The sequence below is a fragment of the Pedobacter sp. Bi126 genome, from assembly GCF_918698245.1.
Lineage (GTDB): Bacteria > Bacteroidota > Bacteroidia > Sphingobacteriales > Sphingobacteriaceae > Pedobacter.
This window is the reverse complement of sequence record NZ_CAKKMS010000010.1, coordinates 69,433-82,401: the sequence shown is the minus strand read 5'-3', so window position 1 is coordinate 82,401 and position 12,969 is coordinate 69,433. Positions and strand designations below refer to the sequence as shown.

General features: G+C 38.7%; 14 protein-coding genes. 7 read left to right on the top strand and 7 right to left on the bottom strand.

Features of this window, described 5'->3' with window-relative positions; genetic code table 11:
- Positions 1-78 precede the first annotated feature (78 nt).
- Positions 79-669, top strand: a complete 591-nt coding sequence (locus LQ201_RS24605; RefSeq protein WP_230146392.1) for a YdeI family protein — start codon at positions 79-81, stop codon at positions 667-669.
- A gap of 52 nt (positions 670-721) precedes the next feature.
- Positions 722-1,690 carry a YafY family protein gene (locus LQ201_RS24600; RefSeq protein WP_230146391.1) on the top strand — a complete coding sequence of 323 codons (969 nt, stop codon included), beginning with the start codon at positions 722-724 and terminating at the stop codon, positions 1,688-1,690.
- A 327-nt stretch (positions 1,691-2,017) separates the two neighbouring features.
- Here the strand turns inward: LQ201_RS24600 and LQ201_RS24595 are convergent, their stop codons facing one another.
- Both LQ201_RS24595 and LQ201_RS24590 read right to left on the bottom strand, forming a co-directional pair.
- A complete protein-coding gene (locus LQ201_RS24595; protein WP_230146711.1) occupies positions 2,018-2,476 on the bottom strand; it encodes a DinB family protein in 459 nt (152 codons plus the stop codon).
- 102 nt (positions 2,477-2,578) lie between these two features.
- Positions 2,579-2,971 (bottom strand): helix-turn-helix domain-containing protein, encoded by a 393-nt coding sequence (locus LQ201_RS24590; RefSeq protein ID WP_230146389.1) that lies wholly within the window; start codon positions 2,969-2,971, stop codon positions 2,579-2,581.
- A gap of 92 nt (positions 2,972-3,063) precedes the next feature.
- On the opposite strand from LQ201_RS24590, the gene LQ201_RS24585 reads away from it, so the two are divergent.
- Entirely contained in the window at positions 3,064-3,804 is a 741-nt protein-coding gene (locus LQ201_RS24585) for an SDR family NAD(P)-dependent oxidoreductase (RefSeq protein WP_230146388.1), read from the top strand.
- 74 nt (positions 3,805-3,878) lie between these two features.
- Here the strand turns inward: LQ201_RS24585 and LQ201_RS24580 are convergent, their stop codons facing one another.
- Positions 3,879-4,637, bottom strand: coding sequence for a response regulator transcription factor (locus LQ201_RS24580; RefSeq protein WP_230146387.1), 759 nt, complete (start codon positions 4,635-4,637; stop codon positions 3,879-3,881).
- A gap of 84 nt (positions 4,638-4,721) precedes the next feature.
- Between LQ201_RS24580 and LQ201_RS24575 the strand changes: the two genes are divergently transcribed.
- Genes LQ201_RS24575 through LQ201_RS24565 form a run of 3 tightly spaced genes read left to right on the top strand, consistent with a single transcriptional unit; the run spans position 4,722 to position 8,035 of the window.
- Positions 4,722-4,970, top strand: a complete 249-nt coding sequence (locus tag LQ201_RS24575; RefSeq protein ID WP_230146386.1) for a hypothetical protein — start codon at positions 4,722-4,724, stop codon at positions 4,968-4,970.
- Positions 4,971-4,975: 5 nt separating this feature from the next.
- A complete protein-coding gene (locus LQ201_RS24570) occupies positions 4,976-5,707 on the top strand; it encodes a DUF3667 domain-containing protein (RefSeq protein WP_230146385.1) in 732 nt (243 codons plus the stop codon).
- Between the two features lie 54 nt (positions 5,708-5,761).
- Positions 5,762-8,035: an alpha-galactosidase gene (locus LQ201_RS24565; protein WP_230146384.1), complete on the top strand. Its 2,274-nt coding sequence runs from the start codon at positions 5,762-5,764 to the stop codon at positions 8,033-8,035.
- Positions 8,036-8,820: 785 nt separating this feature from the next.
- Here the strand turns inward: LQ201_RS24565 and LQ201_RS24560 are convergent.
- From LQ201_RS24560 to LQ201_RS24545, 4 genes are read right to left on the bottom strand one after another with little or no spacing between them, the layout of a single operon-like run.
- Complete coding sequence (locus LQ201_RS24560; protein WP_230146383.1) at positions 8,821-10,197, bottom strand: HAMP domain-containing sensor histidine kinase; 1,377 nt, start codon at positions 10,195-10,197, stop codon at positions 8,821-8,823.
- Positions 10,133-10,807 carry a response regulator transcription factor gene (locus LQ201_RS24555; RefSeq protein ID WP_230146382.1) on the bottom strand — a complete coding sequence of 225 codons (675 nt, stop codon included), beginning with the start codon at positions 10,805-10,807 and terminating at the stop codon, positions 10,133-10,135. The genes LQ201_RS24560 and LQ201_RS24555 overlap by 65 nt, the downstream gene beginning before the upstream one ends.
- A 5-nt stretch (positions 10,808-10,812) precedes the next feature.
- A complete protein-coding gene (locus LQ201_RS24550) occupies positions 10,813-11,664 on the bottom strand; it encodes a hypothetical protein (RefSeq protein WP_230146381.1) in 852 nt (283 codons plus the stop codon).
- Between the two features lie 4 nt (positions 11,665-11,668).
- Complete coding sequence (locus tag LQ201_RS24545) at positions 11,669-11,953, bottom strand: hypothetical protein (RefSeq protein WP_230146380.1); 285 nt, start codon at positions 11,951-11,953, stop codon at positions 11,669-11,671.
- Between the two features lie 194 nt (positions 11,954-12,147).
- On the opposite strand from LQ201_RS24545, the gene LQ201_RS24540 reads away from it, so the two are divergent.
- Positions 12,148-12,945 carry a DUF4382 domain-containing protein gene (locus LQ201_RS24540; protein WP_230146379.1) on the top strand — a complete coding sequence of 266 codons (798 nt, stop codon included), beginning with the start codon at positions 12,148-12,150 and terminating at the stop codon, positions 12,943-12,945.
- Positions 12,946-12,969 lie beyond the last annotated feature (24 nt).

The window sequence follows — 12,969 nt, the reverse complement described above, 5'->3', positions numbered from 1 at the left end:
CGCCTGCTAAATTTGCTGCATGTTTAAAATAATTGACGGATCAATGTTCCTGAAAATTATTTTATTAATTGCGAAATAGTGGAAAACAAAGTAAAAGATATAGAAACTTTTTGTCCTGTCAACATCAAAGAATGGCGGGATTGGTTAGCCACCAATCATGAGCTTAAATCGTCAGTATGGCTTGTTTATGGCAAAAAAGGTTCTGGTTTGCCAAGCATTACCTGGAGCGAAGCTGTAGATGAGGCGCTTTGTTTCGGCTGGATAGACAGTATAAAAAAGCCCATAGATAAGGAGAGGTTTATGCAGTTTTTCTGTAAACGGAAACCCAAAAGCATTTGGTCGAAAATCAATAAGGAAAAGGTAAAGCGCCTGTTGGCACAAAAACTTATCGCAAAAGCAGGTTTAGAAGCCATTAAAAAGGCCAAACAAAATGGGGCGTGGACAGTTTTGGATGCAGTAGAAACACTTAAAATACCTAAAGATTTAGCTTTAGAATTTAAAAACAGTAAAAACGCAAAGATTTTTTTTCTTGGCCTAAGTAAATCCGCTAAGAAAGCCATCTTACAATGGATTGTACTGGCAAAAAGAGCAGAAACCCGGCAAAACAGAATTCTTGAACTTGTAAAATCTTCATCAGAAAAGGTACTGCCTAAGCAATTTCTCCGCTAATGGGCAAGCCGTATAAATTAGCTGTTTAATTAAATACCCAACATTTTTAAAAATGGATATTACCAAAAGATTTGACCGGATATTACAGATATTTTTTCTATTGCAATCTAAATCTGTAGTAACTACTGAAGAATTACAAAAGCGGTTCGAAATTAGTATAAGAACGATCTACAGGGATTTAAAAGCCCTTGAGATTGCCGGTATTCCGATCGTTAATGAATCAGGATCTGGTTATTCGATTATGGAAGGGTTTAGGCTACAGCCATCAAGGTTTAGTCAGGAAGAAATTCTCAGCTTAATGGTTGCCGAAAAAGTGATGCAGAAACATGAAACCGAGTTTATCAAAAAACATTTTGAGGTAGCACTTATCAAAATAAAAAGTTCTTTTCAGGTGCATCAAAAAAGAGATTTCCTGCATTTAGAAGACACAATACATCTTAAAAACGATTTTAAATCTAATGATTACCTGCCTAACATTATCGATGTTTTACTCAATAGTACCTTAAAGAAAAAAATAACCCATATCAATTATCTCAAAGGTGGTGATATTCATCCGATAGGAAGATCAGTAGAGCCAATCGGCGTATTCTACGAACACAGTCTTTGGTATCTTTTAGCCTATTGCCATTTAAGGAATGATTACCGCAATTTTAGGTTAGACAGGATCAAAAAAGTTCTGGTGCTTGAAGAAAACTTTACTATTGCACACCCGCCAATTAACGAATTCAGGGATAAAAGCCTATCTGAAAATGTGATGAAAGTCGAAATTAAGGTAGACCGGAAGTACGCACATTTTCTATATTGGGAACGGCAGATTTTTGGATTTACAGGCGAAGAAATTTCAGATGATTTTGTGGTCATGTATTTCGATTGTTCCCTTTCTGTGGTTTCTTTTGTGCGCTGGTTTGTTAAATTTGTTGATGTTGCCGAGATTATAGAACCAGCCCATTTAAACAACGAGCTGATTGAAATAATGGAAGCTGGTTTGAAGAGAATAAATAACAAAGAGGTTGTATCATAAATATAGAATTGTCATCCTGAGGGATAATTTATTTTATAAAAATGAAAGTGGAATTTAAAAGACAATAAATCCCCTCAAAGTATCGTCATTGCGAGAAGGCTTTTTTAGCCGACGAAGCAATCTCTATGCAAGGAACACTCGCATGAAAGATTGCTTCGTCGTTCCTCCTCGCAATTACGATTTTTTATTGGAGTTCATCAACGGTGGCCAGTTGGAGTAACCGTGTAAATGTCTCGCAAACTTTTCGACAAGCTCCCTGTAGGAGTCCTTTGTACAACATGACAGCATCTGAGGTGAAATAGCCTTTATGATACAGTCTCCTGCTTTTTAATAACGGTCCCAGAAAAATGGAGGCTCAATGCCTAAGGCCCTTAAGTATACAAAACCTTGCCCGCGGTGATGTATTTCGTTATCAATGAAATACAAAAGGTGGCTAATGATCGAAAACTCGTACTGCCCGAATAATTTAATAGTTTCGTGAAGCTGATCTTCAGCGATTTGGTTAAAGAATTCCACAATTTTTGGGGTATCCTCATCCCATTTTGTTAGTAGCTCTTCTTTGTTATTAAGCGGAAGATCATGGCTAAAGGGAGCTGTTTCTCTGGTGACCATTTCTTTTAAACCAGGAACATTAATGGATAACAACTCTTTAATTAATGAAGAAAACGGCCTCATTCCACCGACCGAAAATTCGAATAATTCTTTCTCGGGAAATTTTTCAATGGTTTTTCTGGTTAGTTTTCTGTGGCCTAACCAATGCTGTAATAATTCGCTTTTAGTAATCATAGTTGCTGACATCTTGTTATATTAATTTAATAGAACAAAACTAAGACAGGCCTATGACAGCTGTTTGTCAGTCGAAAAACAGCATATTATTTTATTGAAAATTTATTTGTCTTGCAATACGTTAGCAGATAAATCTTGTGTTTGGTTAATGTGCTTCCGGTACATATTGCCCCAGTCAGACATCGCATCGAGCATTGGTTTCATGGTACGGCCCAAATCGGTAAGGCGGTATTCTACCCTTGGCGGCACTTCAGGAAAAACAACCCGGGTAATAATCTGGTCTTTTTCCAGTTCTCTCAACTGAGCCACTAACATTCTTTCTGATATGCCGATAATGTCTTTTTTAAGTTCGCCATAGCGCATGGTACCATAAGAAAGGCGGCACAATATAGCGGGTTTCCACCTTCCACCGATTACCGCCAGCGACGAGGACATGCCACAGCTGTCGATCATCATTTTTTCGTTCAAAGCATTGGTTGATGTTTCTTTTCTCATTTCTTACTTTTTTGTTAGTACCTAACAATTTGCCGCTTACCTGCAAATGTAAAGTATCTCTTTTACTTTAGCATAAAATTTAAAAAATACAGATGAAAAAACTAACAGATAAAATTGCTTTGGTAACAGGAGGAAGCCGGGGCATAGGTGCAGCAATTGTAAAAAGATTGGCTGCCGAGGGTGCAAAAGTGGTATTTACCTATGCAAATTCACCAGAAAAAGCTTTGGCCGTAGTGGCTGAGGTTGAAGCCGCAGGTGGGCTCGCTGTGGCAATAAAAGCAAGCAGTACCCTACCAGCTGAAGTAACTGGCGCAGTGGTTAAAACAATTGCCGATTTTGGCCACATTGATATCCTGATCAATAACGCCGGTATTTACATTGGCAAAGCCTTTGAAGAACATACACTTGAAGATTATAACGAAATTATGGCCGTTAATGTACAAGCAGTTTTTGTGGCGGCTTTGGCTGCGGTAAAAGGCATGCCCGAAGGCGGCCGGATCATTACCATTGGCAGCAATATGGGCGATAACGCTCTTGGTCCTGAAACCACTTTGTATACCATGAGTAAATCGGCACTTCAGGGTTTTACACGCGGTTTAGCACGCGATCTTGGTGCCCGAAAAATTACGGTAAACCTGATTCAGCCCGGACCAATCAATACCGATATGAATCCCGCAGATACACCATTGGCTGATTTCTTGAGAACCCGTATGGCTTTGCCAGATTATGGTACAGTAGAAGATATTGCATCATTTGTAAGCTTTATTGCAAGCGAAGAAGCCAGATACATCACCGGTTCGTTTTTAACAATCGACGGTGGGTTGAACGCCTAAAGCGATCGCCAATAAAGTCAAACTTTGGTCGGGGCGGTAATTCCCGGCCAAAATATTGTAAAAAAATGGATGAGCTAAATCATCTTACTATTAACCGCACGTGAAAGTGCTTCAACCATATTACTCACTTCCAATCGTTCAAAAATCCGTCGCCTATAATACTTTACGGTATCGGGAGCGACAAATGTTTTTTCGGCAATTTGGTTAATGGTTAAGCCCTGGGCATGCAATTGCAATATTTCGATTTCCCTCTTGCTGAGTTTTGGTTTCTCTGATTTCTGCCAGATTTTACTTTCGATATTTAGCGCCCACAGCTCATCAGTACCTTGTTTGTATATACAGATATTGCCCGTATGCTGATGCTGCGAAAGGGAGACAATACACATCGCTTTCCACATTTTACCTTCGCCAGTTAAAAACAAGGGGGTAAGTTTATGGTTAATCAACGTGGGTTTACCTTCCCGGTTAATCAGATGAAAATCGTAAGTGATACTATAATGTTTTTTTTCTTCATCAGGTAATTTGGCAAAAAAATCGAATCCCGCTTCGTTAATCAGACTCAATAATGTAAGATCCTTTTCAGGTACATTTTTAAAATAAAATTCATAACCTAAATCCAAAACTTCGTTAGGCGAATAACCACATAAAAATAAGGGGTTTTCTGAAACATACTCAAACGCCATTTTTTCGTAATCGATTACATACACACTTTCGTAGGTTAAGCGTGCAAAAGCTTTTATAGCTTCCATATAATCTTGCTGCTGAAGATCTTCGGTTGATATTTTTTCAACCTTATTCTTGGTTAGCAAAGTGGAGGTAATGGTGTCTTTCATTTAAGGGATGGCTTAATAGCAAATTTACACTAAAGTGTAGCCTTTGAAAATATTTTTGTATCCACTTTTATAGAAAAGATTTGAATGATGAAAAAATGGTCTGAATTAAGCTTGGCAGAATTAAATAAAACCAAGTCGAAGTTAAAGGGTGCCTTAATTGGATTTATCATATTAGGAGTGCTTATTTCTTTAGCCTTGTTTTTTCTCAAGGCAAAATTGGTATTATTCATCCCAGCAATGGTGCTACCCATTACCTGGTTGCCTATTTACATCTCCTTAAAATCGGTAAATGATGAGATCAGATTACGTAATACAACAAATATTAATCAATAAATTATATGCATCCTGATCTAATCAATTGCAGAAACTGCAGCCATGTTGTAAATGATGATTTCTGCGGCCGTTGTGGTCAGCCTGTGCATGTTAAAAGGGTAGATGCGCACTATATCTTACACGAAATACAACATATTCTACATTTCGAAAAAGGAATATTGTTTACCGTAAAAGAACTGCTCATCAGGCCCGGCCAAAATATCAGAACATTCATTACTGAGAACCGCAGCCGTTTGGTAAAACCGGTTATATTTATCATCGTTAGCTCGTTAATTTATACGGTGATTAGTCATTTCTTTCATATTGAAGATGGTTATGTTGAGTTTAAGGAGGTAAAAAAAACGAGCATCGGTTTAATTTTCGAATGGGTACAGGGACATTATGGTTATGCAAATATTTTAATGGGTGTTTGCATTTCCTTGTGGTTAAAATTATTTTTTAAAAAATACAGCTACAATTTCTTCGAAATATTGATCCTGCTGTGCTTTGTAATGGGAATTGGCATGTTAATCATTTCTCTTTTTGCCATTGCTGAAGGACTTAGTAAAATCAGTTTCATGAAAGTTTCGGGTATTACAGGGGCAGTTTATACTACATGGGCTATAGCACAGTTTTTTAACGGCAAAAAAGTAGCAAGTTACCTAAAAGCAATTATTGCTTATAGCTTGGGAATGTTAACATTTGTCCTTTTATTGGTGTTTTTAGGGGGTTCGGTCGATTTATTGATAAAACATTAAACGTTCGTAAAATCTCCGCAATTTCCATATTTTAGCATGACTGACAACAAGAATATGCTGAAATTAATAGGGCTGAAAAGTACAATCGCCTTGAAACTAACCAAATTGCCTGCAGGTAATCCCCATCCGCTTTATAAAGTAATAATATTGCTGTTTGCGGTGGTTTTAAATTATGGGTTTGCCGAAGTCTTAGCCCAGCAGATCCCAGTTTGGAAAAGCGCCCTGGATAATTTGAGTACTGTAGATTGGCTTGTTCATGCAGAAGGTCATCCTGCAGCTGTTTTTAAAAGTGCAGATCAAAAAGATATTATTTTAAGCAATGGCCTGCTTAAGCGGGTGTTCCGTTTATCGCCAAATGTGGCCTGTACCGATCTTCGTAACCTGACTACCGGAGAGCAGCTGCTCCGGTCAGTTAAACCAGAGGCCCAGGTGAGCATTAACGGCAAAAAATACAATATTGGTGGTTTATATGGCCAGACAGAAAATGCTTACATTACTACTGGCATACTGGCCAGTTTGAAAGCGAATGCAAGAGATTTTCAGTTCCAGGAATATGAAATTACTGCATTGCCACAGTTTATCAAATGGATCCCAGGCTCCATGTGGACGGCCAACAAGAAAAATCCAACAGGCAAAACAGTAACATTTACTTATAAAAGCGCAGACACTAAACTAAACGGTGTTTTGGTTAAGGTAAATTATGCATTATACGATGGACTTCCATTGATGACCAAATGGGTAACAGTCGAGAATAAAACAGATGCGCCAATCAAGATTGATCAGGTGGTAAATGAGGTGCTCGGCGTAGTAGAAGAAGAAAGCGCTGTTGTGGGTGGTACCGATAAAATGAAAACACCACATGGTATTTATATCGAAAGTAATTTTGCCTTTAACAATGCCATGAAATACAGTTTAAGTGATCAGAGCACGCATTGGAAGGCCGACAGCCTTTATACCTCACAGGTGAATTACGACAAAACCACTCCTTGTTTATTGGAGGTATACCCAGATAAGGGCGTAAATGTTGAACTCGCTGCAGGCGAGGTATTCAGCTCTATCCGCACCAACGAGCTTTTAATGGATAGTTATGATCGGGAAAGGCGGGGTTTGGCCATTCGTAAAATGTACCGCGTTATTGCACCGTGGACAACTCAAAATCCAATCTTTATGCACCTGGTGAGCAAGAACGATCAACAGGTAAAAAATGCCATTGATCAGTGTGCGGTAACCGGATACGAAGCGCTGATTTTAAGTTTTGGAAGCCACATGAATATGGAAGATTCTACCGCATTAAATATCCAGAAGTGGAAAAACCTTGCCGAATATGCCCATGCTAAAAATATAAAGATTGGCGGTTATTCGCTTTTTAGTTCCAGAAGAATTAGTGATGAAGATGATGTGATTAGTCCGCTGACTGGAAAACCAGGAGGTGCCTTTTTCGGTAACGCACCGTGTTTTGGTAGTAAATGGGGTTTGAGTTATCGCGATAAAATCAAATACTTTTTTCAGAAAACAGGATTCGACATCTGGGAAAACGACGGGCCTTACCCTGGCGATGTATGTGCCTCGACCACACACCCGGGGCACAAAGGGCTGGCCGATAGTCAATGGACACAGATGGAAATGCAAAAAGAACTTTACCACTGGTTAAGTGAACGGGGCGTTTACATCAATGCACCCGACTGGTATTTTTTAGATGGTACCAATAAAATTGCAATTGGCTATCGTGAAGTGAATTTTTCGTTGCCAAGGACTAACCAGATGATTTTGAACAGACAGAATATTTTTGACGGTACCTGGGAGAAAACACCGAGTATGGGCTGGGGTTTTGTGCCACTTACGGCCTATCAGGGAGGTGGGGCAGAAGCTGTGCTTGAGCCACTTGCCGATCACCTTAAGGACTATCAACAGTTGATGATGCAATATTATGGGGCAGGGGTGCAGGCCTGTTACCGTGGTCCCCGTTTATACGATACCGAAGCCACAAAAGAAACTGTAAAAGGTGTAATCAATTGGTACAAACAATACCGCGATATTCTCAATAGCGATATTATCCACCTGCGCAGGGCCGACGGCAGAGATTGGGATGGTATTTTACATGTAAACCCCAGCCTGAAAACAAAGGGCTTGTTAATGGTTTATAACCCCTTGGGTCAGGATATAGAAAGAGTTATATCAGTTCCGTTGTATTATGCTGGTATAACCCGTAATGTAGTTGTAACCGATGAAGCAGGAAAGAAAACAAACTATGTGGTAGATGCATCACATAAAATTCAGCTTAAAATCAAGATTAAAGCAGAAGGGTATACCTGGCTTAAGATGGAGTAAACTGTTTAAATATTGCCAAAGAAAAAGAGGTTGTATCACAGAGGTGGTTTTACCTCAAATACTGTCATGTTGTCCAAAGGACTCCTACAAAGAACTTGTCGAAACACCTTGAGGCGTATTTAACAGCTCCTTCGACAGGCTATCATTGACAGATTGTAAAAACTGGTCGTCATTCTCGCGCAGGCGGGAACCACGAAGTGCTCAGCGAAGCTAATCTTAATGCAGTATATAATCATTTTCGCATTCTGATTTCTTGAAAGGATGGCTAATGACTATATTCGTCTATCAGAAAAATCTGACGCATCTCATGAATGAATTTGAAAAAAAGGGCAGAAACGATATTCTCCGCTCATTGGCAAGTATGTTTTTGTTCAGCATATATGTATTGGTAACTTATCACGTGGCCTTGGGGTACATAGATAAGTCTAAACTTATAGTACAAATTATTAGGTTAGTGCTAACAGTACTCATGCTCTACCTGGTTTTTAAAGGCCATAGTTGGGCTCGAAATCTTTTTAGTGCACTTACTGTTCTGAGTATGTTGATCCTGATACCAGCGATATTCAGTGATAATGCAATTGAGAACAAGATTCCTCTGTTTACCGGTTTGATTATCTATTCTTTAGCTTTATACAGGGTGAATTTTTTAGCAAGTGCAAAAGCTTATTTTGAATATATAAAGGCAAATCGATGAGGATTTGGACAATAATTTTTCTTGCTATCTGTGTCATTCTCACCATTGGAGTAGAAATCTACATCAAACGGAACAAATAACATTTTTAATCTTATCCCTCGAAAATAACTTTAAAACTTGTCCCTTCTCCCGGTATTGAATTCACCTGAATCTTTAAGTTAAGGTAGTTTGCTATGCTTTTTACAATGGCAAGCCCTAAGCCATAGCCCGCATTTTCGGCATGACCGGTTTTTTTAAATCGGTTAAATACGTGTGGTATATCTTCTGCTTTAATGCCTTGGCCACTATCGCTAACCTGAATGGAATAATAACCTTTTTCGAGATGATCAGAAATCTGTATACTTCCATTTTCTTTGTTAAACTTAATGGCATTGTTAATTAAGTTATAAAAGAGCTGAAATAAAAGATCATGATTGATGTTGCTTAAACTTTTGTTATGGCTAAGGTCGATGTCGATCTGAATGTTTTTTTCCTCGAGCCTATGGCTTATTTCTTCCACTATTTCATTAAGGAGTGTTTGTGGCTCTATCTCATCCTGTTTGGAGAATTGCTCATTTTCTATTCTCGAAATGAGTAGTAGCGAACGCGATATTTTCTTTAACCGCTCCAGTGTTTTCATCATATCCACAATGTGTTCCTGTACCGCTTCGGATGCCGATTCTTCAGTAAGCAGGTTTTCCATCTTGTTTTGTAATATACTAATGGGCGTCATAAACTCATGCGAGGCATTTGCCGTAAATTCCCGCTCCTTTTCAAAAGCCTCGTTAATCTGGTCCATTAACGAAATGAGTGAATGATCGAGGTATTTAAAGTCTTGTGTACTGGTTTTAATATGGCCATGTTTCTTTTTAAAGGGAAACCGGCTATTGGTCAGCCTTAATTTGATAATCTGACTAAGTGGTTTGATTAACTGCCGGGTAAAAATCAAATCTATAATAATACTTAGGGCAATAAGAATGATAAGCACGTATAAAGCAAAGCGTTGGAGCGCATCGTTATAAAGGTTAATGCTGGCGGTGGTTTTACCGATTTCTAAGAGGTAGTTTTTTTGGTTTTTTTGAAAAGTAAAACTCAGCACCCGATACGCGATGGTATCTTGTTCTACAATACGTTTGGTATCGCGTATGGTGTCTAATTTCAGTGTTTGTGCTACCGTTTCAAGTGCAATGTATTCATCTTTCAGCATGGTGTAGCTCCCATAACTGTTATCCCCTTCGAAGTAATAATCTATTCCCTTTTTATTGATATTCTGGAGTACTTTTTTCTGTTGGTTTCTAAGCGAAAAGTTGGTGTAGTTAGCAGCAATCTGCCCGATCAGAAAAGGAAGCAAAAGGATAAACAGACCTACAATGGCAAGTTTAGATCCGGTAATAAATAAAATAAGTTTAGTAGATAGTTTCAAATTACTTCTTAATTCTATAACCAACGCCTCTAACCGTTTCCAGCCATTCGGTAGGGGCGTAAACATTTAATTTCTTTCTGATGTTTTTAATGTGTGCATCAATGTAGTTCGAGTCGTAATCATCATCAACAAAGTTGCCCCAAATATGTTCGCTTAATTGCATTCGGGTAAGCACCCTGTTTTTATGTAGCAAAAGGTAGCTTAAAAGATCAAATTCTTTGCGCGAAAGTTCAATCTGCTCTTCCTCGAAAAATACAAAGCGTTTTTGCAGATCGATGTTAAAATTTCCGAGGGGGATTAACGCTTCGGCCACTTTAAATTTTCGCCTGGCAATGGCCTGCATCCGCGATTGAAGTTCGGGTAAAAAGAAAGGCTTCGCTAAATAATCGTCTGCGCCCATGTCTAAGCCTGCCACCCGGTCTTCTAATTTTCCTCTCGCCGTAAGAATAATATAGGCCGCATCTGGGTTGCTTTTCTTCGCCTTGCTGAGCAGTTCAAAGCCATCACCATCTGGCAAGCCCAAATCAATCAGCACATAATCATATTGGTTTAGTTCTAGTTTATTAAAACCCTGTTTAAAACTATGGGCCAGATCGCACAAGAAGAAAGCCTTTTTAAGAAACTTTTCCATTTCAAAGGCAAGTGTTTTTTCATCTTCTATGATCAGTACCTTCATGAGGATTAAAATTGATAATAAACTGCTAAACCGAAGAATGATTGTTGATGTTTTACATTTTCTTCTTTTCTGTTTCCAAGTATGGAGAATTGATAACTGGCCTCTGCAAGGAAATTTCCATTACTCCAGTTTAAAGGTAACTTAAAATTGTAAGACAATAGTTTGAACTGATTGACCGTATTTTCAACTACCTCGGTGGTGCTCCCGTTAACGATTCCCGGAGCGGTATCACTTTTTCCCTTTCCATTCCCATTAGCGTTCTGCCTTTTGTTTTTTTCGATGATATAGGTTTCGTAAAAGCGGGTGGTACCTGCTGTAATCTCTACAGCTGGCGTAATTGAAATAAGATTCTTTTCATTGAATACCGTTCCCAATTCGATTTCTTTTGAATTTCCGAAACTGATAAATCCATCGGTTTGCTTTCCGAAGGCCAAATCGAGACTAAGATCTGTTTTAAACCAAGGCCATTGGTAGGCGGCCGATGCATTGATGTTATTGTTGTTGGATGCCTGAAGCAAAGGAGAATTAGCGGGAAAAAAAGAATGGGTATAGGCTAGTCCGGCAGTAAATTTTTCATTAAAATCATAATCGTAACCTACGCCTAAATCTGTTTCCGAAATGGTTGAGCCATAGTTTAAGAGCTTATAACCACCGCCCGAAAAATATAAACCGCTTGGAAACCGTAAGGTAGCGTTAAAGAGTACATACGGATATTTTTCAGGGGTAACCTGCCCGTAATAATTAATGTTACTGTTGTACATGGCCGCAAGTGTAAGCGTAGCTTTTGTCGAATCTTGCTGTGCCTTTACATTTGATATCACCAAAAATGAGAAGAAAATTAAGAGACGGGTGCGCATATAGTTATGGCCTTTTAATCTTAGGTTTAATAATCTTGATGGGTTTTACCTTTACTTTGGGCTTTACCGCCATGGGTTTTAGCTGTTTTTTGGCTTTTGGTACTTCTTTGATCTGAAGTGGCTCAGGTTTTTGGTTTTCGGGCTGTTTGTCTTTTTTTGCCTTATCCTGTTTTTTAATCAGTTCTTCCTGCTGATTTGAAACAGTTAAAGCGGTAGAATCTTGTTGCAGGGCAAAAACACCCGATAACGGGGCAATAGCCAGGCAAAAAATAACGGCGAATCGGATCATTTTATAAATATAAAAAAAGTTTACCCCCTAAGAGGTAAACCCTACCTAAAAACCACCATACATGGTGCGCTCACATTTCAAAAGTAGGATGGCAACATGAAATTAAGATGAAAAAAATAAAATTTAAATTTCATGTTGGTTTCATCTTCGGCCCTCAACTTTGAAGCGTAAAACTTTAAATAAAATCTACAGTTATGAAAACAAATTTTGTAAATACCATTTTAGCCGTCTTCGTTGTAATCGGGATGACTGTCTTTTATGGGTGTAAAAAAAATGAATCAAGCCAGGGAACAACTAAAGTTCAGATTAAAATGACGGATGCTCCGGGTAACTTCGATAAGATTAATTTAAGTGTAAAAGAGATTGTACTGGTATCGGGCGATAAACCTTATGTATTTGCAGCTAGTGCAGGTATATTCGATATCCTTGATTTTAGGATCGGCACCAGTAACCCTGATATTTTGGTTGCTTCAGGTGAAATGCCTTCAGGCGAAATTACCGAAATCAGACTGGTACTCAACGAAACCGGAAATACAATTGTGGTAAATGGGGTTCAACAGGAACTTAAAACACCAAGTGCACAATCTTCTGGCTGGAAAGTAAAATTAACCGCTAATCCTGAATTGGTTGAAGGCGCTGCTTATACACTTCTATTAGACTTTGATGCGGCGAAATCTATCGTAAGCACCGGAAACGGAAAATATTTATTAAAACCAGTGGTACGTGGAATCGCGTCAGCAACTACCGGATTGATTTCGGGAACTGTTTTGCCTTTAGCAAGCCATCCTGAAGTTTTGGTTATTGCTGGTACAGATACTGTGGGTACCGTTGCCGATCCTTTAACTGGTAAGTTTACAGTTGGTGGCTTATCTTCAGGTACCTATTCAGTTAAATTTGCACCGGTTGTTGGTTATAGAGATAGTACCATTACGGCTGTTAAAGTGGCTTTAGGGCAAAACACATCGTTGGGCACGGTTACTTTAAAACAGTAAAATCCCATTATTCAGATCTAAATT

What these genes read in the sequence shown, in the direction of transcription:
- LQ201_RS24555 (WP_230146382.1), bottom strand. Translation starts at nt 10,807, where the DNA reads ATGAAGGTACTGATCATAGAAGATGAAAAAACACTTGCCTTTGAAATG.
- LQ201_RS24590 (WP_230146389.1), bottom strand. Translation starts at nt 2,971, where the DNA reads ATGAGAAAAGAAACATCAACCAATGCTTTGAACGAAAAAATGATGATC.
- LQ201_RS24540 (WP_230146379.1), top strand. Translation starts at nt 12,148, where the DNA reads ATGAAAACAAATTTTGTAAATACCATTTTAGCCGTCTTCGTTGTAATC.
- LQ201_RS24560 (WP_230146383.1), bottom strand. Translation starts at nt 10,197, where the DNA reads ATGTTTACGCCCCTACCGAATGGCTGGAAACGGTTAGAGGCGTTGGTT.
- LQ201_RS24575 (WP_230146386.1), top strand. Translation starts at nt 4,722, where the DNA reads ATGATGAAAAAATGGTCTGAATTAAGCTTGGCAGAATTAAATAAAACC.
- LQ201_RS24580 (WP_230146387.1), bottom strand. Translation starts at nt 4,637, where the DNA reads ATGAAAGACACCATTACCTCCACTTTGCTAACCAAGAATAAGGTTGAA.
- LQ201_RS24585 (WP_230146388.1), top strand. Translation starts at nt 3,064, where the DNA reads ATGAAAAAACTAACAGATAAAATTGCTTTGGTAACAGGAGGAAGCCGG.
- LQ201_RS24570 (WP_230146385.1), top strand. Translation starts at nt 4,976, where the DNA reads ATGCATCCTGATCTAATCAATTGCAGAAACTGCAGCCATGTTGTAAAT.
- LQ201_RS24565 (WP_230146384.1), top strand. Translation starts at nt 5,762, where the DNA reads ATGCTGAAATTAATAGGGCTGAAAAGTACAATCGCCTTGAAACTAACC.
- LQ201_RS24600 (WP_230146391.1), top strand. Translation starts at nt 722, where the DNA reads ATGGATATTACCAAAAGATTTGACCGGATATTACAGATATTTTTTCTA.
- LQ201_RS24545 (WP_230146380.1), bottom strand. Translation starts at nt 11,953, where the DNA reads ATGATCCGATTCGCCGTTATTTTTTGCCTGGCTATTGCCCCGTTATCG.
- LQ201_RS24550 (WP_230146381.1), bottom strand. Translation starts at nt 11,664, where the DNA reads ATGCGCACCCGTCTCTTAATTTTCTTCTCATTTTTGGTGATATCAAAT.
- LQ201_RS24595 (WP_230146711.1), bottom strand. Translation starts at nt 2,476, where the DNA reads ATGATTACTAAAAGCGAATTATTACAGCATTGGTTAGGCCACAGAAAA.